The sequence below is a fragment of the Donghicola sp. genome (assembly GCF_025210255.1).
GTDB lineage: Bacteria > Pseudomonadota > Alphaproteobacteria > Rhodobacterales > Rhodobacteraceae > Donghicola > Donghicola eburneus.
The window spans coordinates 1-23352 of the sequence record NZ_JAOARZ010000042.1 but is presented as its reverse complement, the minus strand read 5'-3'; the positions used below and the strand labels follow the sequence as shown (position 1 = coordinate 23352).

Sequence of the window (23352 nt, the reverse complement as noted above, 5' to 3'; positions counted from 1 at the left end):
CTGTCTTACACCATACGAAATAGTTTTTCAGCGCGTAGGAACTCTTCGCGCTTCTGTGCCGCAAGGGCATCTGCTTCTTCGTCGCGGCCCCACTGCTGAATCTGCCATTCTTCGTCTATGCGCGACACATCCCATGCCGTTTCAGAATCAATCCGGCCCTTGGCCACTGCCAAGCCCAGAACCAAAGATCCAGACATCGCCACCAGATCATGTAGCGCAGACAGCTGGAATGGGCTCATTTCGTCTACATGTGCGAAAAGCGTCTTAAGCGCTGCCTCGGGCTGGCTGCCAAACATCACACCCGAATGCACGGTCAGCTCTGCGGCAAGCTCGTCTTTTGACCATGCGAGCAGCGGATCCCACGACGCGGCTTGGCGCTCAATCAATTCGTAAGGTTGTTCTGCCCGATAACATAGCAGATCGGTTTCACCATAGGCCGCAATGATCTCGACCACGGCATCGCGCTGGGTTCCCACGCGATCAATCGCAGCGTTCGCACAGCGGGTAAATGGCATGGTCAAAGGCTGGATAACCTCTTCCTGAGCATTCCATTCTGCGGCGATTTCGCGCGCCAGTTCTTCGGTCGGCACGACCAGAGCGATCTTGGCAGGCGTCTTGACCGGCCGACCATCCAAGCGGATCGTCCAGCCGCCTTCGGTGGCCTCGTGGGTGGTTTCTTTCCAGAAGCGTTTGGCTTTCCACTCGCTCATCAGTCTCTCCAGATCGTTTTCAGCGCGGCAGGCAAATCGGTCATTTGCGTCAGGGTCACATCGGCGTTCAGCTTGTCTGGGCTGTGATAGCCCCAACTGACTCCGATTGTCCCGATGCCTGCGGCCCGCGCCATATCCATGTCAAAGGTCGTGTCCCCCACCATCACCGCATTCTCGGGCTCAACGCCTGTTTCGGACAGAGCCGCGTGGATCATCGCCGGATGGGGTTTGGAGGGGTGAAAGTCCGCGACCTGTTCGGTCACAAAGCGTCCGGTCAGTCCGTGGCTGTCCAGCAAAGCCGTCAGGCCGCGGCGCGATTTGCCCGTGGCGACACCCACCAGATATTCAGGGACATTGAACAGATGCTCCAACGTGTCGCGCACGCCGGGATAAAAGGGGCTGGACGCCGCGCCCTTTTCAGCACGCAGGCGTTGATAGGCGCTCTTGTAACCGTCCACGATGACCGCGTGGGTCGCCGCAGAGGCATCGGGGGCCAGCACGGGGATCGCTTTTTCCAGCGACATGCCCACGATCGACAGGATCGCAGCGCGCTCTGGAACGGGCACATCGCCTGCGGCAAAGCCAGCCGCCATCGACGCCAGAATATCGGCCTGACTGTCGACCAGCGTGCCGTCCACGTCAAAGATAATCAGACGCAGGGGGCCAAGGGTCATTCCAGATCCTCGAACGGGTCCTCAGGCACATCGCGGATATCCCAACCGACGTAATCCCACGTGCGAGACATGTGGTCGGGCAGTTCGGCCATCAGGCTCAGTCGCTTGCCAGTGGCAGGGTGCGTCAGGGTCAAAGACCGCGCATGCAGGTGCAATTTGCGGCTGATCTCGCCGCCCAACTGCGCCCCCCAGCCATCACCAAGGTTCTCTTGCCCCGAGCCGCCGTACTTGCCGTCGCCGATGATCGGATGGCCCATTTCGGCCATGTGCGCGCGCAACTGGTGGGTTCGGCCCGTCACTGGCACCAGAGCCACCCACGACGCCCGTTGACCCAGCGTGGTCATCACAGCGTAGTCGGTCAGAGCGCGCTTAGCGCCTTCGACGTTATCGATCTCTTTGGGGTGGACGCAGAGCATTTTTTCACCCTCACCGTCCTTGCCGTGGCCGGGGGCTTTGACCAGACCATAGCGGACCGAGCCCATCCGCGGGTGCGGCACGCCCGCGACAATGGCCCAGTAAATCTTGCGGGTTTCACGTGCGCGGAACGCACTGGTCAGGCCCGCTGCGATCTGACGCGTGCGCGCCATGATCAGAACACCCGAGGTATCCTTGTCCAGACGGTGCACCAGACGAGGCTTTTCCTCGTATCCGAACTTCAGCGCCTCGGCCAATCCATCCACGTGGCGGGTTTGCTTGCTGCCGCCTTGGACGGGCAGACCGGCGGGCTTGTTCAGGGCAATGATGTGGTCGTCGCGGTAGATCACGCAGGACTGGATCAGGTCCGTGTCCTTGTCCGAGACCTTGGGCTTGGGCGCGCTGCTCACTTCGCCCGGTTTGGGCAGAGGCGGCACACGCACTTGTTGCCCCTCTTCCAGACGGGTCGCAGGCTTGACGCGGCCACCATCGACGCGGATCTCTCCCTTGCGGCACATCTTTTCGATGCGGCCCTGCGCAATATGGGGGAACCGACGCTTGAACCAACGGTCCAGCCGCTGATCGCCCTCGCCCTTTTCGACCTGAACTGTTTGTACACCGCTCATGACACCATTCCCCGTGCAAATAGCAGCCCCATCGTCAGGGCAATGATCGACACCACAACTGTCACCAAGATATAGGACGCCGCAGGCAAGATTGCGCCGCGTTCAAACAACGTCACCGCATCCAGCGAAAAGGCCGAGAAGGTGGTAAAACCGCCAAGCAAGCCGGTCATCAACACCGGCGCAAACTTGTTGTAGCCGGTGTTTGCCAGCAGCACGACAAGCACGCCCATGGCAAAACTACCGACCACGTTGGCCACCACCGTGCCCCATGGGAAACCAGGCCCCACCAGACGCATCACGCCCACATTCGTCAAATACCGGAGCGACGCCCCGATCGCGCCACCAAGGGCGACTTGAAGTACAGTTAGGATCATGGGCGCTGTCTTTCGCTTTGCCCCGCCGGAGTCAACCGCCCTGACGTTTCGCTCTGAGTTTTGCGAAGTAATCTTTACGCTTTTTCAGGTCGCGCTCAAAGCCGCGTTCGACAGGCTGGTAGAAATCGGGGCGTTCGACCCCGTCAGGGAAGTAATTTTGCCCTGAAAACCCGTCTTCGGCATCGTGGTCATACTGGTAGCCGGCCCCATATCCGATGTCCTCCATCAGCGATGTGGGCGCGTTCAGGATGTGTTTGGGGGGCGGCGCACTGCCTGTCGCCTTGGCCAATGCACGCGCGGCTTTGTAGGCCACGTAGCTGGCGTTCGATTTCGGGGCCAGCGCCAGATACGCGACCGCCTCGGCCAAGGCGAGCTCGCCCTCGGGGCTGCCAAGACGCTCGTAGGCTTCCCATGCATGAAGGCAGATGGTCATGGCCTGAGGGTCGGCCAAGGCAATATCCTCGACCGCCATGCGGGTCAGGCGACGCGCCAGATAACGGGGGTCTTCGCCCCCCTCTAGCATCCGCGCAAACCAGTACATTGCCGCATCTGGATCGCTGCCACGGATCGATTTGTGCAGCGCTGAAATCAGGTTGTAATGCTGGTCGCCGGACTTGTCGTATTGGGTCGCCCGCCGCATCAGACGCTTGCCCATCTGCTCGGCGGTTAGGGGGGTGTCGACCTTCCACGCAGCGACCTGTTCGATCAGGTTCAGCATGGCGCGTCCGTCCCCGTCAGCCATGTCCATCAACTGTTGGCGGGCATCGGGATCAAGCGGCAGGTCCCGCCCCATTTCCTCTTCGGCGCGGGTGGAGAGCAGCTTCATACTGTCGACCTCCAGCCGCTCCAGCACCAATACCTGTGCTCTGCTCAGCACAGCGGCGTTCAGCGCAAAGCTGGGGTTTTCGGTGGTCGCGCCGACCAGCAAGATCGTCCCATCCTCCATATGCGGCAAAAAGCTGTCCTGCTGCGCTTTGTTAAAGCGGTGGATTTCGTCCACGAAAAGCAAGGTCCCCTGCCCTGCACGGCGGCGCATTTTCGCGGCCTCGAACACCTTTTTCAGATCGGCCACGCCGCTGAAAATCGCACTGATCTGCACGAACTCCAGATCGGTTTCATCCGCCAGAAGTCGCGCGATCGTGGTCTTACCAACACCCGGCGGCCCCCACAGGATAAGCGAGCCCAAAGACCCCGCCGCCAGCATCGCGCCCAAAGGCCCATCCGGCCCCAGCAAATGGTCCTGCCCGATCACCTCGGACAGTTTCTGAGGGCGCAGGCGGTCGGCCAGCGGGCGGTGGGCCTTTTCTTCGGCCAGTGGAGACGAGTCGAATAAATCCATAGGTCAGACCCTGAACCGGAAGGCCATACGGCGTCCAGCACGGAGCACCTCGATCACCCCAGAACGGCCAGCGTCCCGCAATGCCTCTTCGACCTCTGTGGACTGGGTGATCTGGGTGCCGTTGATCCCCAGCAAAATATCCGCAGTCTGCAAGCCAAGGCGCGGCGCAATCGGGCCTGCATCCATGATCACCACACCCGTGGCATCCAGCGGCAGACCCATTTCAGAGATCACCGCAGGGTTGACGTTGGCGACCGTCATGCCCGCCAACACCACGCGCCGCGATAGGGTCGCCTCGTCCCGTGCAGGGCGGTCGGGCGGAGTGATCATGGCGACCTCGAACGTTTCGCGCGTGCCATCGCGCAAACGGGTGACAGCGGCCTCTTGGCCAATGCCTGCGACCGACATGCGGAAAATCATCTCTTGAGGCGTATTCACGGGCTGCTCATCGACGGCGACCACGATGTCACCAGGCTCAAAACCGACGGCGGCAAAGGGACTTTCGCTGTGGATCGAGGACAGGATCACGCCTTCGGGGATGGACAGGCCAAGACCGCCCGCCATGTCGAAGTCGACAGCTTGGCCCGTGACGCCAGCCCAAGGGCGTTGAAACGACGTCTCCCCTGCCCGTGCCTGTTCGACAAACCGCGCGACAAGGTTCGCAGGGATCGCGAAGCCAATACCATTGGAACCGCCAGAACGCGTCAGGATTGATGTGTTCACCCCGATCAAGTGCCCATTGATATCCACCAGCGCGCCGCCCGAGTTACCTGGGTTGATGGGCGCGTCGGTTTGCAGGAAATAACCCCGCCCCCCTTCGCCGCCGACGCCTGACCGCGCAAGGCCAGAGACGATCCCGCTGCTCACAGTTTGCCCGACGCCAAAGGGGTTGCCGATGGCCAGCACCAGCTCACCCACGGCAACATCATCGCTGTCGCGCAAGTCCAGATGAGGCAGGCCCTCAGCGTCATCGAGTTGCAGGATCGCGAGGTCGGACTCTTCGTCTGCCAGCAGCACTTGAGCGTTGAATTCCCGGCGGTCGCGCAGAACAACGCGGATCTCGGTCGCGTCGCCGACCACGTGGTAATTCGACACCACGATGCCATCCTCGGACAGGATCACTCCCGACCCCAAGCTATTGGAAACCCGCTGCCGCACCTGCCCCTGACCGCGAAAGATCGAGCCAAAGAAGGGGTCGTTCATGAAGGGGCTGACGCGCTCCGACACAATCCGCTTCGCATAGATGTTCACGACAGCAGGCGCGGATTGCTCGACCACAGGCGTAAAGCCCATGGAAATCTCGGCTTGCGACGCGGGCACCTGCATCTGGGCCAGCGCGGGCTGGGTCATCGGAAGAGCGAGAACGAGAGTGGCGAGAAGGGTCTTGCGCACTTGGGCACCTCTTAAGCTTGTCTGGCCCCTGATATGCGTAGCCACGCCCGATTGCGCAACCCATGCCCGCAAAAGCAAAGACCCCCGCCGATGGCGAGGGTCCTGCAATTCTTGGCGAAGCGCCGGAAGACTTAGTCTTCTAAAGCAACTTCTTCGATGCGTGCTTTGTCAGCAGCGCCTTTGGCTGCGACGTCACGGTCTACGAATTCGATGATCGCCATGGGCGCCATGTCACCATAGCGGAAGCCGGCTTTCAGGATGCGAACGTAGCCACCCTGACGCTCTGCATAGCGGGGGCCCAGAACTGCGAACAGTTTCTCGACGTGCATGTCCTGCTTCAGGCGCGAAGCTGCCTGACGGCGTGCGTGCAGGTCACCGCGCTTTGCAAGGGTGATCATCTTTTCGATGATGGGGCGCAGTTCTTTTGCTTTGGGCAGAGTGGTCTTGATCTGCTCGTGCTCGATGAGCGAGCCGGCCATGTTTGCGAACAGCGCTTTACGGTGTTCGTGAGTACGGTTCAGGCGGCGGTAACCACGTGCGTGACGCATTTGAAGTCTCCTAAGATCTGGTTTTGCTTTGTCTGGCGATTGATGCGTGTCAACCGCGCTCCTTGGGGCGATTCTGCCCGAGTGTGCCGCCAATTACAGGTATGTTTCCCGTATGGCAAGCGTATGGCGGGCGTACATACGTAGCGCCCGCCATAAAACTGATTAGAACTGGTCTTCGAACTTCTTGGCCAGTTCTTCGATGTTGTCCGGCGGCCAGTCCTCGACGTCCATGCCAAGGTGCAGCCCCATGCCCGACAGCACTTCTTTGATCTCGTTCAGCGACTTGCGGCCGAAGTTCGGCGTGCGCAGCATTTCTGCTTCGGTCTTCTGGATGAGATCGCCGATGTAAACGATGTTGTCGTTCTTGAGGCAGTTTGCCGAACGGACCGACAGTTCCAGCTCGTCCACTTTCTTGAGAAGAAGCGGGTTGAACTCGAGACCTTCGTCCTCGTCCTGACGGTTTGCCGACTCGGGCTCGTCGAAGTTGACGAAGATCGACAGCTGGTCCTGAACGATGCGCGCTGCGTAAGCAACAGCATCTTCGGGCGTGATCGAACCATCGGTTTCGATCTTCATGGTCAGCTTGTCGTAGTCCAGAACCTGGCCTTCACGAGTGGGCTGAACATCGTAGCTGACGCGCTTAACCGGCGAGTAGATCGCGTCGATCGGGATCAGACCGATGGGCGCATCTTCGGGACGGTTCTTGTCTGCTGCAACGTAGCCTTTGCCGGTGTTGACGGTCAGTTCCATGAACAGATCGGCACCATCGTCGAGGTGGCAGATCACGTGATCACGGTTCAGAACTTCGATACCTGCAGTCTCTGCGATGTCACCTGCGGTGACGACGCCCGGGCCTTTGGCATTGATCGACAGGCGCTTGGGCCCTTCGACTTCCATTTTCAGAGACACGCCCTTGAGGTTCAGAACGATGTCGGTGACGTCTTCGCGTACACCGGTGACGCTCGAGAACTCGTGCAGAACGTTGTCAATCTGAACGCTGGTGATCGCTGCGCCTTGCAGCGACGACAGCAGAACGCGGCGCAGCGCGTTACCGAGCGTCAGACCAAAGCCACGCTCCAGAGGTTCGGCAACCACGGTCGCCTTGCGCGCGGGATCGTTGCCCGGCTTTACCTCTAGCTGTGTCGGCTTGATCAGCTCGGCCCAATTCTTATGGATCATGCGGCCCTCCATTCTTGCCTAGTCCCCATGTCCAAAGGACCAGACTCCCGAGGTTTCAGATGGCGAAACGAAGGCCGCACAGTCTGCGCGGCCCTCGAAATAGTAATATAGATCAGACGCGACGACGCTTGGGCGGGCGGCAGCCGTTGTGGGCGATCGGGGTCACGTCACGGATCGAGGTGATGTTGAAGCCGATAGCCGCCAGAGCGCGCAGTGCGCTTTCACGACCAGAGCCGGGGCCCTGAACTTCAACTTCGAGCGATTTCATGCCGTGGTCCTGAGCCTTGCGGCCTGCATCTTCAGCAGCCATCTGAGCAGCATAGGGAGTCGACTTACGCGAACCCTTGAAGCCCATGGTGCCTGCCGACGACCATGCAATTGCATTGCCTTGGACGTCCGAGATCAGGATCTTGGTGTTGTTGAACGAGCTGTTCACATGCGCAACGCCGGTGGCGATGTTCTTGGAAACCTTGCGCTTAGTTTGACGCTTATCACGTGCCATTGGTCAGTGCTCCCCTTACTTCTTCTTACCAGCGATGGCCTTTGCGGGGCCTTTGCGGGTGCGAGCGTTGGTGTGGGTACGCTGACCGCGAACGGGCAGGTTACGGCGGTGACGGAGGCCACGGTAGCAGCCGAGGTCCATCAGGCGCTTGATGTTCATCTGAACTTCACGGCGCAGGTCACCTTCAACGGTGTAGTTTGCGTCGATGTGCTCGCGGATCGCCAGAACTTCGGCATCCGAAAGTTCATTGACGCGGCGCGAACGTTCGATGTTCACAGCTTCACAGATAGCTTCGGCCGAAGTCGAACCGATGCCAGTGATGTAGGTGAGTGCGATCGGCACTCGCTTGTTGGTCGGGATGTTTACGCCGGCAATACGAGCCACGTTAATCTTCCTTTTCGTTGCGGTTCCGTAGCACCAGAACCTTTTTTCACAACGGAAGCCCGAGGCATACATGCCGCCGGGCGCACGCTGAATTCGATGTGCGGGAGGGAATCAACCAAAAGGCGCGATTCCCCATAGAGTGCGCGTAGGTAGGAAAGTTTTGAGGAAAGGTCAATAGCGCCACAGACCATTCTACTACCGGCATGCATTTTCTCTGTTTTTGGTGAACAGCCATGCACACGGAGTAAATGATCAAACAGGTTGGGCCTATTGAGGAAGACCATACCCTGCCCTGCCCCCAAATGCAATGCGACCTCCGAGCATTTGCAGCATCGGAGGTCGCGTCAATCAGTTTGTCTGGCTGGAATTAGCCTAGGATTTTGGCGATCTCTGCCTGCACGGCGTCGATCTCGCCTAGACCGTTGACGCTGCTCAGGTCGCCCTTGGCGTAGTAGTACCCGATCAGCGGCGAGGTCTTTTTGTAGTACTCCATCAGACGCTGGCGGAGGCTGTCCTCGTTGTCGTCGGCGCGGCGCTTGAACTCGGTGCCGCCACAGTTGGAACACTTGCCGTCAGCAGGGATCGGCTTGGTGATGTCGTTGTAGACCTCGCCACAATCGCCACAGGTCGAGCGGGCGGTGATGCGCTGCACCAGTGCTTCGTCGTCCACACGCATTTCAATGACAGCATCCAGCTTGGCGCCCATGGCGGTCAGCAGATCACCCAGAGCGTCGGCTTGCGCCAGCGTGCGGGGGAAGCCGTCAAAGATGAAACCACCTTCGCTGCCCTGCTCCAGCTTTTCGCGGATCAGGCCGATGACGATCTCGTCGGTGACGAGCTGGCCCGCTGCCATGACAGCAGCAACCTTCTTGCCCATCTCGCTGCCCGACGCCTGAGCTTCGCGCAGCATGTCGCCGGTGGAGAGTTGGACCATGCCGCGCTCTTCGACCAGTTTACGTGCCTGAGTGCCTTTGCCAGCGCCCGGAGGCCCGAGAAGGATAATGTTCGTAGTCATCGACGTGCGGGTCCTTTGCGTTTTGCGCGCTTGGAGCCGCGGCCGCGAAGCTGCGACTTCTCGATCAAGCCTTCATACTGGTGGGCCAGAAGGTGCGACTGCACTTGCTGGATGGTGTCCATGGTCACCGACACAACGATCAGAACCGAGGTACCACCGAAGTAGAACGGAATGGCAAGCTGGCTGCGGATGATTTCGGGCAGCAGACAGACGAACGCCAGATAAGCCGAGCCCAGAACCAGCACGCGGTTCACGACGTATTCGAAGTACTGCGCGGTCTTTTCGCCGGGGCGAATGCCGGGCACAAAGCCGTTCTGGTTCTTCAGGTTGTCGGCCACGTCATCGGTCTTGAACGCCACGTTGTGGGTGTAGAAGTACGCGAAGAATACGATCATGCCGGCAAAGAACAGCAGATACAGCGGTTGGCCGGGGCCAAAGTACGCCAGAATGGTCGAGAGAACCGGACCAGTCGAGTTGCCCGAGAAGGTCGCGATGGTGGTCGGCAGCAGCAGCAGCGACGACGCAAAGATCGCGGGGATCACGCCAGCGGGGTTGACCTTGATCGGCAGGTGAGAGGTACCACCGTCGTACACCTTCATGCCCACCTGACGGCGGGGATACTGGATGTGGATCTTGCGCAGGCTGCGCTCGAGGAACACCACAAAGGCGATCAGGGCGATCATCATGACGATCACACCGATGATCACAGCGGGGCTGATCGCGCCCGAACGGCCTTGGCTCAGGAACTGGGCCAGTGCTGCGGGGATTTCCGCGATGATACCAACAAAGATGATCAGCGAGATGCCGTTGCCGATGCCGCGTGCGGTGATCTGTTCACCCAGCCACATCAGGAACATGGTGCCGCCGACCAGCGTGATCACGCAGGACGCGACAAAGAACATGCCGGGGGTGTGCACCAGATCGCCAGCCTCGAGGCTTTTGGCCAGACCAAAGGCCTGGAACGTGCCGATAAGCACGGTGGCGTAGCGGGTGTACTGGTTGATTTTCTTGCGACCCTGTTCGCCTTCTTTCTTCAGCTGCTCCATCGAGGGAACCAGCGAGGTCAGAAGCTGAACGATAATCGAGGCCGAGATATAGGGCATAATGCCGAGGGCAAAGATACCCATGCGGCTGATCGCGCCACCCGTAAACATGTTCAGGATGCCGCCGAGACCGGCAGCCGCGCCGTCCATGAAGTTACGCAGTGCGTTGCCGTCGATACCGGGCACCGGAATATAGGTGCCAAGGCGGTAGACGATCAGAAGCCCGAGAGTAAAAAAGATGCGGCTACGAAGATCAGCGGCCTTGCCCAATGCGGCCCAACTGGTGTTCGCCGCCATTTGCTCTGCTGCAGATGCCATTTGCGGTCTCTTTCATGACAGCGCCGCCAAAGCAGTTCCCCTGCTTGGCGGCGCTTTGGAAAACTAGGTACGATGTAAGCGGCTGGGGAGCCGCTCACAACACCTTATTCAGCCGCCGCAGCAGCGACCTTCAGCGAGCCGCCTGCTTTTTCGACAGCTTCGACAGCCGACTTCGAAGCACCGGTGACTTCGATGTTCAGGGCGGTGGTGACTTCACCTTTCGCCAGAACACGGATGCCGTCCAGCTTGCGGCGTACCAGACCCGAAGCAACCAGAGCGTCTTCGGTGACGGGCTGAGCTGCGTCGATCTTGCCGGCTTCGACGAATTTCTGGATCAGGCCCAGGTTTACAACAGCGAATGCCTTGCGGTTGGGCTTGTTGAAGCCACGCTTGGGCAGGCGCTGGTACAGGGGCATCTGGCCGCCTTCGTAGCCGTTGATGGCCACACCCGAACGCGATTTCTGACCTTTGATACCACGGCCAGCCATCTTGCCTTTGCCCGAACCGGGGCCACGGGCTACGCGTTTTTTCTTGGGCGCTGCGCCCGGATTGTCACGAAGTTCGTGCAGTTTCATGTCGCTTCTCCTTTGCCGGATGTGCCCCCCAGCGACGGATGGGACAAACGCGGCGTAGATAAAAATAAAGGTGGCCCTGAATCAGAGCCACCCGCGGCGTTTACACGCCTCATTGTGTTTTGGCAAGTGCGCCTGCTTAGGCGTGATCTGCCCCGCCATACCAGTCACCCATCCGGACTTCGGCGTTGCCCCCAACGAGCGACGCAAAGGTTTCAAGATCCGAGTAGGTCTTGTCCTTGTTGCGGAAGTGGTAGGGGTAAACGACGGCGGGTTTGAAGGCCGCGACGCCCTTAGCTGCGGCTTCGACACCCATGGTAAAGGGCAGGTTCATGCAGACGAAAGCCAAATCGATGTCGGTGAGCGCTTCCATCGCGGGGGTCACTTCGGTGTCGCCCGAGATGTAGGTTTTGAAATCACCCATGGTCAGCACATAGCCGTTGTCGCGCCCCTCGGGGTGGAAGTTCGCGCGCTCTGCAGTGGTGTTGTAGGCGGGAATCGCTTGGATGCCGATGCCATTGAAATCCGCCGTATCGCCGTTCGCCAGCGAAGTTGCTTTGCCCTGCATGGCGGCGTCCAGCATGTCATAGACGTTGGGGTTGGTGATGAAGGTGGTCTTCTCAACCGCCAGCGCGGCCAGTGTGTCCGCGTTGTAGTGGTCACCATGCTCGTGGGTGATCAGAATCAGATCGGGCTCGAGGAAATCAGCATAGAGCGCCGCATCGCCGACCGGATCAACGTAGATCACGCCCATCGGCGTCTCCATCACGATCGACGCGTGCTCGATCGGGTGGATGGTCAGGGGCCCCTGCCCTGTCTCGAAGGTGTTCATGCCATGAGCGGCAGCGTGGGCGGTAAAGGGCATAACGGCAATCATTCCTGCAGCTGCAGTGGTCGCCATAAAGGCGCGACGTGAGATGGTCATAATACAGTCCTCCTGTTCCCTCCGAAAGTATGGTCGGGGAACCGTGCGACCAATCACGAAGCCGTGACGTAGAAACGCCCCCTGGAGCGGATCCAGGAGGCTTTTGGTTTTGCACTCATTAAACAAGTCACGAGCACTAGGGAAATGTTCGGCCCTACGCCCGTCACGCTCAGGGAGGAGGAGAAGCGTAACGAAGGGAGGAGGAGTTGCGCGGGGCCTAACCGGTAATTCTTTATACCTTCGCAGCTTCCTGAGCAGCGATGGTGGGGATGTCCATGCGGCTGATGCCGATGTCGCTCAGTTCACGATCCGACAGCAGGGCCAGTTCGTTGAAGCAGCGGTTGAATGCTGCGCGGCGAGCGCGGAACGATTTGATCGCTTCGAGGGCGACATTGAAACGCTCAGCGACGTGGAAGCCGGTGCGGGAGGGTGCGTGTACAAATGCCATGTTCGATGTTCCTTCGTATCGGAGCGGGGCGTATTCCCCGGAGGTCTGTGTTGTGTCTTTCGTCTTTGGACATCCAATAGATACGATACCGTGATGGCGCTAACAATTTCCGGTTTGGTCTGCCCGTTATGCAGTTGCAGCATGACTGGCGTCTTGAAAGCTGAGTCTGATGCACATGGATCAAAGCGGCCATGCAATTCCTGCGCAAAACCAGCGTTTTATGGGGTTTTGGGATGCGATGGTATGCAGATGGCACAGGGCCGGTCCGATACGATACGAATCATTCTTACATGTAAGTCAGCCGGGAGCGGCTGATTCCGCGAATCTATTCTGCACCTGCGAAACGCAAAACGCCCCACAGTTTCCTGCGGGGCGTTTGCTGTCATTTGAAGACTGCGATTAGTCGCGCTCTTCGATGATCTCGACCAGGTGCGGGATTTTCCGAACCATGCCGCGGATCGAGGGGGTGTCCTCGAGCTCACGGGTCTTGTGCATCTTGTTCAGGCCCAGACCGATGAGGATCTGGCGCTGAACTGCAGGGCGGCGGATCGGGCTGCCGATCTGCTTAACAACGATGGTCTTTGCCATGTGTCCGTCTCCTTACGCTTCTGCCGATGCTTCTGCTTCCGCAGGAGCTTCGTCATACTTGTGCAGGATGTCTGCAACCTTCTTGCCACGGCGCTGTGCCACCTGACGGGGCGAAGCTTCGAGGCTCAGAGCGTCGAGAGTTGCACGGATCATGTTGTAGGGGTTCTGCGAGCCGATCGACTTCGCAACAACGTCCTGAACACCCAGCATCTCGAACACAGCGCGCATCGGACCACCTGCGATGATACCGGTACCCTGAGGGGCGGTACGCATCACTACGCGGCCTGCACCGTGACGACCTTCGATGTCGTGGTGAAGGGTACGCCCTTCACGCAGCGGCACGCGGATCATCTTGCGCTTTGCTTGCTCAGTGGCCTTGCGGATCGCCTCGGGTACTTCTTTCGCTTTACCCTTGCCGAAGCCTACGCGGCCTTTCTGGTCGCCGACAACCACCAGAGCAGCGAAGCCAAAGCGCTTACCACCCTTAACGGTTTTCGACACACGGTTGATCGCCACCAGACGATCGGCGAATTCCGGGGTTTCTTCGCGCTCGTTGCGGCGATCCCGGCGGTTTTCACGTTCTGCCATATCGTCTTCTCCTTAGAACTTCAGTCCGCCCTCACGGGCGGCATCGGCCAGCGCCTTGATGGTGCCATGGAAGAGATAGCCACCACGATCGAAGTAGCATACTTCCACGCCAGCGGCCTTGGCACGCTCGGCGATGAGGGCACCAACCTTGGCGGCGGCTTCCTGGTTGTTCTTGCCTGCGAGACCCAGGTCTTTTTCCTGGCTCGAAGCGGCGGCGAGGGTGCGTCCCTGAAGGTCGTCGATCAGCTGAACGCTGATGTTCTTGTTCGAGCGATACACCGAGAGGCGGGCACGACCATCGGCCATTTTCCGCAGTTTGTTCCGAACGCGCTGGCGACGCTTCAGAAACAGGGTACGTTTGCTGTTTGCCATCTTTCGCGTCCTTACTTCTTCTTGCCTTCCTTCTGGAAGATGTACTCGCCACGGTACCGGATACCCTTGCCTTTGTAAGGCTCGGGGCGGCGCCATTCGCGAATCTTCGCAGCGGTTTCACCTACCAATTGAGCATCGATCCCTTCCAGGACGATCTCGGTGGGCTTGGGCGTGGTTGCGGTCACACCAGCAGGGATCGCGAAGTCAACATCGTGCGAGTAGCCGAGGTTAAGACGGATCGAGTTGCCCTGCACCTGAGCACGGTAACCAACACCGACGATTTCCAGCTCTTTTTTGAAGCCTTCAGTAACGCCGTTGACGAGGTTCGCGATCATGGTGCGGCTCATGCCCCACTGCTGACGCGCGCGCTTCGACGAACCGCGAGGATCAACAGAGACAGTGTTGCCGTCGATGGTGATGGTGACATCATCGGTAGCAGTGAAGGTCAGGGTACCCTTGGGGCCCTTTACTTCAATGGTCTGGCCCGAAAGCGACGCCGAAACGCCGGAGGGCAGCTCGACCGGTTTCTTACCAATACGAGACATTACGAGACCTCCTTAGAATACGGTGCAGAGCACTTCGCCGCCAACATTGGCGTGACGTGCTGCTGCATCCGACATTACACCCTTCGGAGTCGAAACGATCGAAACACCCAGGCCCTGACGGACTTCGGGGATTTCTTTCGCGCCCATGTAGACGCGACGACCGGGCTTCGACACACGCTTGATCTCACGGATCACGGGAGCGCCTTCGTAGTACTTCAGAGAGATTTCGATGGCCGGGTGGCCGCTCTCGTCAGTGGTTTTCTCGTAGCCACGGATGTAGCCCTCATCGAGGAGCACATCCAGAACCCAGCCGCGGAGCTTCGAAGCGGGGGTGGTCACAGTGGACTTGCCGCGCATCTGAGCGTTACGGATACGGGTGAGCATATCGCCGAGAGGATCGTTCATTCTATATCTCCTCTTACCAGCTCGATTTCACCAGGCCGGGGGCCTGACCGTTGGAGCCCAGTTCGCGCAGCGCGATACGGCTTACCTTCAGCTTACGGTAGTAAGCGTGGGGACGGCCGGTCAGCTGGCAGCGGTTGTGCAGGCGGGTCGCCGAGCTATTGCGCGGCAGTTTCGCAAGCTGGAGGCGCGCTTTGAAACGCTCTTCCATCGACTTGCTTTCGTCATTCGCGATCTCTTTCAGAGCGGCGCGCTTGGCTGCGTATTTCGCGACCAGGCGTTCACGCTTCTTCTCGCGTTCGATCATTGCTTTCTTAGCCATGTCTTACCCTTTCGCGATTACGCGTTGAACGGCATGTTGAAGTGCTTGAGCAGCGCCTTCGCTTCACCGTCAGTTTTCGCAGTGGTGCAGATGATGATGTCCATACCCCAAACTTCGTCTACTTTGTCGAAGTTGATTTCGGGGAAGACGATGTGTTCCTTCAGGCCCATGGCGAAGTTGCCACGACCATCAAACGACGGCTTCACACCACGGAAGTCGCGGATGCGGGGCATCGCGATGGTGATCAGACGATCAAGGAATTCATACATCCGGTCGCCACGCAGGGTGACTTTTGCGCCAAGAGGCATGCCTTCACGTACGCGGAAGCCAGCGATCGACTTCTTTGCTTTGGTGATGACGGCCTGCTGACCAGCGATTGCGGACAGGTCTTCCTGAGCCGATTTCGCTTTCTTGGAGTCGCGAACCGATTCAGCACCGGCACCAATGTTCAGAACGATTTTGTCCAGCTTAGGGAGCATCATCTCATTCTTGTAGCCAAACTCTTCCATGAGAGCGGCTTTGATGGTTTCGCGGTACTGAGCCTTCAGACGCGGGGTGTAGTTTGCGGTATCAAGCATCGATCACTTCCCCCGATTTCTTGGCAAAACGGACCTTCTTGTCACCTTCCATGCGGAAGCCAACGCGGGTCGCACCGCCCTCTTTGGGGTCGACGAGCGCGAGGTTCGACAGCTGGATCGGAAGCGCTTTGGGCAGACGGCCACCCTGAGCGTTCTGGGTCTGACGAGTGTGACGGATGGCCATGTTAACGCCTTCGACAACGGCTTTGCCCGACTTGGGGTCTACCGAAGTGATGGTGCCTTCTTTGCCCTTGTCCTTACCGGCAAGAACGATGACCTTGTCACCTTTACGGAGTTTCGCAGCCATTACAGCACCTCCGGGGCGAGCGAGATGATCTTCATGAAGTTTTTGGCGCGCAGTTCGCGAACGACCGGGCCAAAAATACGGGTGCCAACAGGCTCGCCGTTGTTGTTGAGGATCACCGCGGCATTGCGGTCAAAGCGGATGGCGGTGCCATCTTCGCGACGTACTTCCTTGGCGGTACGAACGACTACGGCCTTGCGGACGTCGCCTTTCTTAACACGGCCGCGCGGAATAGCTTCTTTAACGGATACGACGATGATGTCGCCGACCGAAGCGTATTTGCGCTTGGAACCACCGAGGACCTTGATGCACTGAACTCGGCGTGCGCCCGAGTTATCAGCGACATCCAGATTGGTCTGCATCTGGATCATTTGGTTTCTCCGGACCTTTGGGGAGGCTTAGGGGCCTGAACCCCCAGGGTTTCTCTCAGCTGAGAGCTCAAGCTTTCGCCAGAACTTCCCAACGCTTGGTTTTCGAGTAAGGCGCGCATTCGATGATGCGGACGAGATCACCAACTTTGTAGGCATTCTCTGCGTCGTGTGCGCGGTACTTCTTCGACTTCTTGATGGTCTTCTTAAGCACGGGGTGCTTAAAACGACGCTCTACGCGAACGGTGATGGTTTGCTCGTTCGCGTCGCTGGTCACGGTGCCTTGCAGGATACGTTTGGGCATTCTTCAGAGCTCCGCTTATTCAGCAGCCGCTTGCGCGGCCTTTTCGTTGAGGATGGTCAGGACACGAGCGGTGTCGCGCTTTACCTGACGCATACGTGCGGTGTTTTCGATTTGGCCAGTGGCCTGCTGGAAACGCAGGTTGAAGGCTTCTTTCTTAAGAGCCGTCAGGTCCTCGCGGAGCTGATCGGGCGTCTTGCCACGCAGATCTTGGGCGTTCATTCGCCTTATCCTTTCAACATCACCGGCGGGCCCTTTGGGGGTAACCCGTGATCCGGTGGAGGTTCGTTTAGGGAACACAAATCCTACGCCGAAGCGCAGAGATGGGTTCCACTACATGTCATTCAGGTGAAAGGCAACCGATTCCTTCGAAAAACTTGGGGTTTCCGAAGAACTGCCGCGACTGGCGGGCAATCGTTGCGATGCGTCGATGAAAGCATACTGCTCCCTCTTGCGCAATAGGGCGAGAAAGCAGAAGTGTGGGGCAACGCGCACGTCCACGGCGCCTGCACTGATAAAAGGCGCCCACCAGCCCAAAGAGGACACCATGGCAGAGATCTCTTCGCTCTTCGTCACCCGCCTGTACCACGCCAAATTGTCCGAGCATGAGCCCGTGATTGATCCTCAAGAGCTCGAGGATTCCTGTGTCGCGATCGCCGAAGACGACGATGCTGGCCTCGAGTGGTGCGAGCAGAATGGCTATCCCGGTTACACCAGCTACGCCTCCCTGACCGACCTGCCGTGGCGGTCCCCTATCTTTGCTGATCTTGTGAAAGCACTGGACGCCCACGTCGCGGCGTTTGCTCAGGACCTGGAATTCGACCTTGGCGACAAGAAGCTGGTTCTGGAAGATATCTGGATCAACATCCTTCCTGAAGGTGGCATCCATACCTCGCACATCCACCCGCACTCGGTAATCTCTGGCACGACGTACGTCTACATGCCCGAAGGGTCCAAAGCGATTAAGTACGAAGACCCCCGCCACATCATGATGATGGCCTCTCCGATCCGCAAGAAAGACTGCCGTGACGAGCTGAAGACCTTTGTCTACCGCGCGCCCGAAGTGGGCGACGTGCTGCTCTGGGAAAGCTGGCTTCGGCATGAGGTGCCCATGAACATGGCAGAGGATGACCGCATTTCAGTGAGCTTCAACTACAAGTGGGAATAAGCCCCGCCCTTCCCCACTAAGAGCCAAAGGCCGATGCACGCGCATTGGCCTTTTCTTTGAACAGTTCCCCGTCCACGGGGGACGGGGCCAAAGAAAAACCCCCGCCGACGGCGGGGGCTTCTCAATTCTTGGAACGCAGCGGTAACTGCGACCCGATTACCAGTCCTCTCGGACCACAACGCGGGTCTTGATCGGCAGCTTCATCGCAGCGAGGCGCAGTGCCTCTTGTGCGATCTCTTCGTCCACACCGTCGATCTCGAACATGATACGGCCAGGCTTGACCTTGGCGACCCAACGGTCGACCGAACCCTTACCTTTACCCATACGAACTTCGATGGGCTTTGCGGTGACGGGCATATCCGGGAAGATACGGATCCAGACGCGACCCTGGCGCTTCATGTGACGGGTCATCGCACGACGTGCAGCTTCGATCTGACGCGCAGTGATACGCTCGGGTTCGATGGCTTTCAGGCCATAGGTGCCGAAGTTCAGGTCAGAACCGCCTTTTGCTTGGCCGTGAATACGGCCTTTGTGCATTTTGCGGAATTTAGTACGCTTTGGTTGAAGCATTTCTCATCCCTCCTTAGCGACGACCGCCAGCACCGCGAGGTGCAGGGCCATCCTGGAGTTCCTGGGCCTTACGGTCGCGTGCCGACGGATCGTGCTCCATGATGTCACCTTTGTAGATGAACACCTTGATGCCGATGATACCGTAGGGTGTCGACGCTTCGGCGTGTGCATAATCGATGTCAGCGCGCAGAGTGTGCAGGGGCACGCGGCCTTCGCGGTACCATTCGGTACGTGCGATTTCTGCGCCACCCAGACGACCTGCGATGTTCACGCGGATACCACCGGCGCCCATACGCATTGCGTTCTGAACCGCACGCTTCAGCGCACGACGGAACGAAACACGACGTTCCAGCTGTTGAGCGATCGACTCGGCAACCAGCATGGCGTCCAGCTCGGGCTTGCGAACTTCGACGATGTTCAAGTGCAGTTCGCTGTCGGTCATAGCCGCCAGTTTCTTGCGCAGAACCTCGATGTCAGCACCTTTCTTACCGATGATAACACCGGGGCGTGCAGTGTGAATGGTCACACGGCACTTCTTGTGCGGACGTTCGATGATCACGCGAGCGATGCCCGCCTGCTTGCACTCTTTTTTGATGAATTCGCGGATGCGGATGTCTTCCAGCAGGAGATCACCGTAGTCCTTGGACTCTGCGAACCAACGGCTATCCCAAGTGCGGTTCACCTGAACGCGCATACCGATGGGGTTTGTTTTGTTACCCATTAGGCTTGCTCCTCGACCTGGCGGACCTTGATGGTGATTTCCGAGAACGGCTTCATGATCTTGCCGAAGCGACCACGGGCACGGGGACGACCGCGCTTCATGACCAGGTTCTTACCAACGTAAGCTTCTGCAACGATCAGCTCGTCAACGTCCAGACCGTGGTTGTTCTCGGCGTTTGCGATGGCCGACTGAAGGCATTTCTTCACGTCGATCGCAACACGCTTGTTCGAGAAGGTCAGGTCTGTCAGAGCCTTTTCCACCTTCTTGCCGCGGATCAGCTGAGCAACAAGGTTGAGCTTCTGCGGGCTGGTGCGAAGCATGCGCAGTTTTGCCATTGCTTCGTTGTCCGCCACGCGACGGGGATTCTTTTCCTTACCCATGGCTTATTTCCGCTTCGCTTTTTTGTCAGCCGCGTGACCGTAGTAGGTACGGGTCGGCGAGTATTCACCGAACTTCTGGCCGATCATGTCTTCAGTGATCATCACTGGGATGTGCTTCTGGCCGTTGTAAACGCCGAAAGTCAGACCCACGAACTGGGGCAGAATCGTCGAGCGACGCGACCAGATCTTGATAACATCGTTGAGGCGGCCCGAATCGCGAGCTGCCGCGGCCTTCTTGAGGACGTAAGCGTCGACAAAAGGCCCTTTCCATACAGAGCGTGTCATCGATTAGCGACCCTTCTTCTTGGCGTGACGCGAGCGCAGGATGAGCTTCTGCGATGCCTTATTGGTGTTGCGGGTACGCGCACCTTTGGTCGGCTTACCCCAAGGAGTAACGGGGTGACGGCCACCAGAGGTACGGCCTTCACCACCACCGTGAGGGTGGTCGATCGGGTTCATAACGACACCACGAACCGAAGGACGGATGCCCTTGTGGCGGTTACGACCTGCTTTACCGATGTTCTGGTTGCTGTTGTCGGGGTTCGACACGGCGCCAACGGTTGCCAGGCATTCCTGACGGACCATACGCAGTTCGCCCGACGACAGGCGGATCTGTGCGTAGCCGCCGTCACGACCAACGAACTGTGCATAAGCACCTGCAGCGCGGGCAATCTGACCGCCTTTGCCGGGCTTAAGTTCGATGTTGTGAACGATGGTACCGATGGGCAGACCCGAGAAGGGCATTGCGTTACCGGGCTTGATGTCTGCTTTCGCGGACGAAATCACGGTATCGCCAACGCTCAGACGCTGGGGTGCCAGGATGTATGCCTGTTCGCCATCTTCATAGCGGATCAGCGCGATGAATGCGGTGCGGTTAGGGTCGTATTCGATACGCTCTACAGTCGCGGCAACGTCGAACTTGCGACGCTTGAAGTCCACGATACGGTAGAGACGCTTTGCCCCGCCGCCTTTGCGGCGCATGGTGATCCGTCCGGTGTTGTTCCGGCCGCCTTTCTTGGTCAGACCCTCAGTGAGAGCCTTAACCGGGCGACCTTTCCAAAGCTCCGAACGGTCGATCAGAACCAGCCCGCGCTGGCCAGGCGTTGTCGGTTTGTACGACTTGAGTGCCATGGTTACTGTCTTCCGTTTGCTTTGTGGCCCTCACCATGAGGACCCTTTCACATAAATCACAGGCCCCAGAACGAATCTGGGGCCGTGAGATTGCAGCGAGGTACCAGATAAAACTGGGGGCGTCCATAGACTGCCGTGGGTTTTATGCCCTTTGGCCGATTGGCGCGCCCTACCCTAGCCCCATACAAAAAGGCCCCCGCAAATGCGGAGGCCTTTCTGTGAACTAATTCAACCGATTAGAGACCGGTCGAGACGTCGATGGTGTTGCCCTCTTCGAGAGTGACATACGCCTTTTTCACGTCCTTGCGACGGCCCGCGATACCGCGGAAACGCTTGGTTTTACCCTTCGCAATGGTCGTGTTGACCGCTTTGACCTTCACACCAAAGAGAGCTTCAACAGCTTCTTTGATCTGGGGCTTGTTCGAGTCGATTGCCACTTCGAAAACGACAGCGTTGTTTTCCGACGCCATGGTGGTTTTCTCGGTGATAACCGGCTTGCGGATCACGTCGTAGTATTCGGGTTTCGCGTTCATTTCAGGCGAGCCTCCAGTGCTTCGACACCTGCTTTGGTAAGAACCAGAGTGTCACGCTTCAGGATGTCATAAACGTTCGCGCCCATCGACGGCAGGATGTCCAGACCTTCGATGTTTGCTGCTGCCTTCTTGAAGCCCTCGTTCACCGATGCGCCATCGATGATCAGAGCGCGCTTCCAGCCCAGGTTCTTTACCTGCTTGGCTAGTGCTGCGGTCTTACCTTCGGTTTCGGCGTTCTCGATGATGACCAGCTCACCGGCTTTTGCTTTCGCGCTCAGCGCGTGCATCAGACCCAGCTTACGGACCTTCTTGGGCAGGTCGTGGCCGTGGCTACGCGGGGTCGGACCCTTGTAGATGCCACCCTTGCGGAAGATAGGCGCCTTGCGCGAACCGTGACGAGCACCACCGGTACCCTTCTGACGGTAGATCTTCTTGGTCGAGTACGACACTTCGGTGCGGGTCTTCACCTTGTGGGTGCCGGCCTGCGCGTTGTTGCGCTGCCAACGCACCACACGGTGCAGGATGTCCGCGCGGGGCTCCAGGCCGAAGATTGCTTCGTCCAGATCCAGAGTGCCCGCTGCACCGGCGTCGAGGTTGATCACATCAATTTTCATGCTTCACCCCCTTCCGAAGCTTCAACAGCAGGAGCTGCTTCGGCTGCGGCGGATTTCAGAGCTGCCGGGAAAGGAACGCCTTCGGGCAGTTTCTTTTTCACGGCATCTTTCACGGTGACCCAGCCACCTTTGGAGCCGGGAACAGCGCCCTTCACCATGATCAGACCACGGTCTGCATCGGTGCGGACAACTTCCAGGTTCTGAGTGGTAACGCGGACGGCGCCCATGTGCCCTGCCATCTTCTTACCCTTGAAAACCTTGCCCGGGCCCTGACACTGACCGGTCGAACCATGCGAACGGTGGCTGATCGAGACACCGTGCGACGCACGCAGACCGCCGAAGTTGTGACGCTTCATAGCACCGGCGAAGCCTTTACCGATCGAGGTGCCCGATACGTCGACCTTCTGGCCTTCGAGGAAGTGCTCTGCCGAGATTTCGGCGCCGACTTCGATCAGGTTCTCCGCAGACACGCGGAATTCGCAAACCTTGCGCTTGGGCGCAACGTTGGCAGCCGCGAAGTGGCCACGCATTGCTTGGCTGGTGCGCTTTGCTTTCGCGGCGCCAGCACCAAGCTGAACTGCGGTGTAACCGTCACGCTCGCTAGTACGCTGAGCGACAACCTGCAGGCTTTCCAGCTGCAGAACGGTTACGGGGATCTGCTTGCCGTCTTCCATGAAGAGACGGGTCATGCCGACCTTTTTAGCGATGATACCAGAACGCATAATCGCCCCCTTATACCTTGATCTCGACGTCAACACCCGCCGCCAGGTCGAGCTTCATCAGCGCGTCCACGGTCTGAGGAGTCGGATCGACGATGTCGAGCATGCGCTTGTGGGTGCGGATCTCGAACTGGTCACGGGATTTTTTGTTCACGTGGGGGCCACGCAGAACGGTGAATTTTTCGATCTTGTTCGGCAGCGGAATCGGACCACGCACTTGGGCGCCGGTACGTTTCGCGGTGTTGACGATTTCCTGAGTGCTGGCGTCCAGCACGCGGTAGTCAAACGCCTTGAGCCGAATGCGAATGTTTTGGCCTTGCATAGGTAGAAGCCTTTCGCGGCGTTGGAGTTGATAGGAGGACTCGGAGGCTCATTCCGCCGGCCCTCTTCGAACCCGATAGTCTGGGTCTAGTGACTATACAGAGGCGCACCCTTTAGGGGGTGCGCCGCCGTTTGACAAGTCGAATTTTCTGCTTACTCGATGATTTTCGAGACAACGCCCGAACCAACGGTGCGGCCGCCTTCGCGGATCGCGAAGCGGAGCCCTTCTTCCATTGCGATCGGCGCGATCAGTTCTGCCGACAGCTTCAGGTTGTCGCCGGGCATAACCATCTCGGTGCCCTCGGGCAGGATGCAGGTACCGGTGACGTCAGTGGTACGGAAGTAGAACTGCGGACGGTAGTTC

36 protein-coding genes and 1 pseudogene are annotated in these 23352 nt (G+C 58.7%); 1 reads left to right on the top strand and 36 read right to left on the bottom strand.

Translation table 11 applies throughout. The features are described from left to right. Positions 1–5 precede the first annotated feature (5 nt). From N4A58_RS18505 to rpmC, 26 genes are all read right to left on the bottom strand, one after another. Positions 6–710 (bottom strand): ATP12 family chaperone protein, encoded by a 705-nt coding sequence (locus N4A58_RS18505; RefSeq protein WP_293712476.1) that lies wholly within the window; start codon positions 708–710, stop codon positions 6–8. Beyond that, positions 710–1384, bottom strand: coding sequence for an HAD-IA family hydrolase (locus N4A58_RS18500; RefSeq protein WP_293712473.1), 675 nt, complete (start codon positions 1382–1384; stop codon positions 710–712). Before N4A58_RS18500 ends, N4A58_RS18505 begins: the two co-directional genes overlap by 1 nt. Then, positions 1381–2424 (bottom strand): RluA family pseudouridine synthase, encoded by a 1044-nt coding sequence (locus N4A58_RS18495; protein ID WP_293712470.1) that lies wholly within the window; start codon positions 2422–2424, stop codon positions 1381–1383. Before N4A58_RS18495 ends, N4A58_RS18500 begins: the two co-directional genes overlap by 4 nt. Further along, entirely contained in the window at positions 2421–2798 is a 378-nt protein-coding gene (gene crcB, locus N4A58_RS18490) for a fluoride efflux transporter CrcB (RefSeq protein ID WP_072708020.1), read from the bottom strand. Before crcB ends, N4A58_RS18495 begins: the two co-directional genes overlap by 4 nt. Before the next feature lie 31 nt (positions 2799–2829). Then, positions 2830–4137 (bottom strand): replication-associated recombination protein A, encoded by a 1308-nt coding sequence (locus N4A58_RS18485; RefSeq protein ID WP_293712467.1) that lies wholly within the window; start codon positions 4135–4137, stop codon positions 2830–2832. 3 nt (positions 4138–4140) lie between these two features. After that, the gene (locus N4A58_RS18480; protein ID WP_293712464.1) at positions 4141–5529 is read right to left on the bottom strand and encodes a trypsin-like peptidase domain-containing protein; all 1389 of its coding nucleotides are present in this window, start codon (positions 5527–5529) and stop codon (positions 4141–4143) included. Between the two features lie 131 nt (positions 5530–5660). Next, entirely contained in the window at positions 5661–6077 is a 417-nt protein-coding gene (gene rplQ, locus N4A58_RS18475; RefSeq protein WP_293712462.1) for a 50S ribosomal protein L17, read from the bottom strand. Positions 6078–6239: 162 nt separating this feature from the next. Continuing rightward, positions 6240–7256, bottom strand: a complete 1017-nt coding sequence (locus tag N4A58_RS18470; RefSeq protein WP_092464100.1) for a DNA-directed RNA polymerase subunit alpha — start codon at positions 7254–7256, stop codon at positions 6240–6242. A gap of 112 nt (positions 7257–7368) precedes the next feature. Then, entirely contained in the window at positions 7369–7758 is a 390-nt protein-coding gene (gene rpsK, locus N4A58_RS18465; protein ID WP_072708028.1) for a 30S ribosomal protein S11, read from the bottom strand. 15 nt (positions 7759–7773) lie between these two features. Continuing rightward, a complete protein-coding gene (rpsM, locus tag N4A58_RS18460; RefSeq protein WP_293712457.1) occupies positions 7774–8142 on the bottom strand; it encodes a 30S ribosomal protein S13 in 369 nt (122 codons plus the stop codon). 367 nt (positions 8143–8509) lie between these two features. After that, the gene (locus N4A58_RS18455; protein WP_072708031.1) at positions 8510–9157 is read right to left on the bottom strand and encodes an adenylate kinase; all 648 of its coding nucleotides are present in this window, start codon (positions 9155–9157) and stop codon (positions 8510–8512) included. Further along, positions 9154–10518, bottom strand: a complete 1365-nt coding sequence (gene secY / locus N4A58_RS18450) for a preprotein translocase subunit SecY (RefSeq protein WP_293712452.1) — start codon at positions 10516–10518, stop codon at positions 9154–9156. The genes N4A58_RS18455 and secY overlap by 4 nt, the downstream gene beginning before the upstream one ends. A 104-nt stretch (positions 10519–10622) precedes the next feature. Next, the gene (gene rplO, locus N4A58_RS18445) at positions 10623–11093 is read right to left on the bottom strand and encodes a 50S ribosomal protein L15 (RefSeq protein WP_293712449.1); all 471 of its coding nucleotides are present in this window, start codon (positions 11091–11093) and stop codon (positions 10623–10625) included. A gap of 136 nt (positions 11094–11229) precedes the next feature. Continuing rightward, the gene (locus N4A58_RS18440; RefSeq protein WP_293712446.1) at positions 11230–12015 is read right to left on the bottom strand and encodes an MBL fold metallo-hydrolase; all 786 of its coding nucleotides are present in this window, start codon (positions 12013–12015) and stop codon (positions 11230–11232) included. Positions 12016–12247: 232 nt separating this feature from the next. Next, the gene (locus N4A58_RS18435) at positions 12248–12463 is read right to left on the bottom strand and encodes a DUF1127 domain-containing protein (protein ID WP_293712443.1); all 216 of its coding nucleotides are present in this window, start codon (positions 12461–12463) and stop codon (positions 12248–12250) included. Positions 12464–12862: 399 nt separating this feature from the next. Then, positions 12863–13051: a 50S ribosomal protein L30 gene (gene rpmD / locus N4A58_RS18430; protein ID WP_293712440.1), complete on the bottom strand. Its 189-nt coding sequence runs from the start codon at positions 13049–13051 to the stop codon at positions 12863–12865. A gap of 12 nt (positions 13052–13063) precedes the next feature. After that, positions 13064–13639, bottom strand: coding sequence for a 30S ribosomal protein S5 (gene rpsE / locus N4A58_RS18425; RefSeq protein WP_072708039.1), 576 nt, complete (start codon positions 13637–13639; stop codon positions 13064–13066). Between the two features lie 12 nt (positions 13640–13651). After that, entirely contained in the window at positions 13652–14011 is a 360-nt protein-coding gene (rplR, locus tag N4A58_RS18420) for a 50S ribosomal protein L18 (protein ID WP_072708041.1), read from the bottom strand. Positions 14012–14022: 11 nt separating this feature from the next. After that, complete coding sequence (rplF, locus tag N4A58_RS18415; RefSeq protein WP_072708043.1) at positions 14023–14556, bottom strand: 50S ribosomal protein L6; 534 nt, start codon at positions 14554–14556, stop codon at positions 14023–14025. 12 nt (positions 14557–14568) lie between these two features. Further along, positions 14569–14961, bottom strand: coding sequence for a 30S ribosomal protein S8 (gene rpsH / locus N4A58_RS18410; protein WP_072708044.1), 393 nt, complete (start codon positions 14959–14961; stop codon positions 14569–14571). A gap of 13 nt (positions 14962–14974) precedes the next feature. After that, positions 14975–15280 (bottom strand): 30S ribosomal protein S14, encoded by a 306-nt coding sequence (rpsN, locus tag N4A58_RS18405; protein WP_072708057.1) that lies wholly within the window; start codon positions 15278–15280, stop codon positions 14975–14977. Positions 15281–15297: 17 nt separating this feature from the next. Beyond that, positions 15298–15858 (bottom strand): 50S ribosomal protein L5, encoded by a 561-nt coding sequence (gene rplE / locus N4A58_RS18400; protein WP_072708059.1) that lies wholly within the window; start codon positions 15856–15858, stop codon positions 15298–15300. After that, a complete protein-coding gene (gene rplX / locus N4A58_RS18395) occupies positions 15851–16165 on the bottom strand; it encodes a 50S ribosomal protein L24 (RefSeq protein WP_072708061.1) in 315 nt (104 codons plus the stop codon). The genes rplE and rplX overlap by 8 nt, the downstream gene beginning before the upstream one ends. Beyond that, positions 16165–16533 (bottom strand): 50S ribosomal protein L14, encoded by a 369-nt coding sequence (gene rplN, locus N4A58_RS18390; RefSeq protein WP_072708063.1) that lies wholly within the window; start codon positions 16531–16533, stop codon positions 16165–16167. Before rplN ends, rplX begins: the two co-directional genes overlap by 1 nt. 67 nt (positions 16534–16600) lie before the next feature. Next, positions 16601–16834, bottom strand: a complete 234-nt coding sequence (gene rpsQ, locus N4A58_RS18385) for a 30S ribosomal protein S17 (protein ID WP_072708065.1) — start codon at positions 16832–16834, stop codon at positions 16601–16603. 15 nt (positions 16835–16849) lie between these two features. Next, entirely contained in the window at positions 16850–17053 is a 204-nt protein-coding gene (rpmC, locus tag N4A58_RS18380) for a 50S ribosomal protein L29 (RefSeq protein WP_293712424.1), read from the bottom strand. A 325-nt stretch (positions 17054–17378) separates the two neighbouring features. Between rpmC and N4A58_RS18375 the strand changes: the two genes are divergently transcribed. After that, positions 17379–17999 (top strand): TIGR02466 family protein, encoded by a 621-nt coding sequence (locus tag N4A58_RS18375; protein WP_293712421.1) that lies wholly within the window; start codon positions 17379–17381, stop codon positions 17997–17999. A gap of 156 nt (positions 18000–18155) precedes the next feature. On the opposite strand, the gene rplP is transcribed toward N4A58_RS18375, so the two are convergent. The 10 genes and pseudogenes from rplP to tuf form a co-directional block, all read right to left on the bottom strand. Next, complete coding sequence (gene rplP / locus N4A58_RS18370) at positions 18156–18569, bottom strand: 50S ribosomal protein L16 (protein WP_072708072.1); 414 nt, start codon at positions 18567–18569, stop codon at positions 18156–18158. 13 nt (positions 18570–18582) lie between these two features. Next, a complete protein-coding gene (gene rpsC, locus N4A58_RS18365; RefSeq protein ID WP_072708074.1) occupies positions 18583–19290 on the bottom strand; it encodes a 30S ribosomal protein S3 in 708 nt (235 codons plus the stop codon). Next, the gene (gene rplV, locus N4A58_RS18360) at positions 19290–19670 is read right to left on the bottom strand and encodes a 50S ribosomal protein L22 (protein ID WP_072708076.1); all 381 of its coding nucleotides are present in this window, start codon (positions 19668–19670) and stop codon (positions 19290–19292) included. The genes rpsC and rplV overlap by 1 nt, the downstream gene beginning before the upstream one ends. A 3-nt stretch (positions 19671–19673) precedes the next feature. Continuing rightward, positions 19674–19955 carry a 30S ribosomal protein S19 gene (gene rpsS, locus N4A58_RS18355; protein WP_072708078.1) on the bottom strand — a complete coding sequence of 94 codons (282 nt, stop codon included), beginning with the start codon at positions 19953–19955 and terminating at the stop codon, positions 19674–19676. Between the two features lie 3 nt (positions 19956–19958). Next, positions 19959–20801, bottom strand: coding sequence for a 50S ribosomal protein L2 (rplB, locus tag N4A58_RS18350; RefSeq protein ID WP_072708080.1), 843 nt, complete (start codon positions 20799–20801; stop codon positions 19959–19961). 236 nt (positions 20802–21037) lie between these two features. Then, positions 21038–21334: a 50S ribosomal protein L23 gene (locus N4A58_RS18345; protein WP_072708082.1), complete on the bottom strand. Its 297-nt coding sequence runs from the start codon at positions 21332–21334 to the stop codon at positions 21038–21040. Beyond that, positions 21331–21948, bottom strand: a complete 618-nt coding sequence (gene rplD / locus N4A58_RS18340) for a 50S ribosomal protein L4 (protein ID WP_072708084.1) — start codon at positions 21946–21948, stop codon at positions 21331–21333. The genes N4A58_RS18345 and rplD overlap by 4 nt, the downstream gene beginning before the upstream one ends. Then, positions 21945–22670 (bottom strand): 50S ribosomal protein L3, encoded by a 726-nt coding sequence (gene rplC, locus N4A58_RS18335; RefSeq protein ID WP_072708086.1) that lies wholly within the window; start codon positions 22668–22670, stop codon positions 21945–21947. Before rplC ends, rplD begins: the two co-directional genes overlap by 4 nt. Positions 22671–22680: 10 nt before the next feature. Continuing rightward, the gene (gene rpsJ / locus N4A58_RS18330; RefSeq protein WP_072708088.1) at positions 22681–22989 is read right to left on the bottom strand and encodes a 30S ribosomal protein S10; all 309 of its coding nucleotides are present in this window, start codon (positions 22987–22989) and stop codon (positions 22681–22683) included. A 152-nt stretch (positions 22990–23141) separates the two neighbouring features. After that, positions 23142–23352, bottom strand: a pseudogene (gene tuf / locus N4A58_RS18325) (elongation factor Tu); the annotation flags it as partial.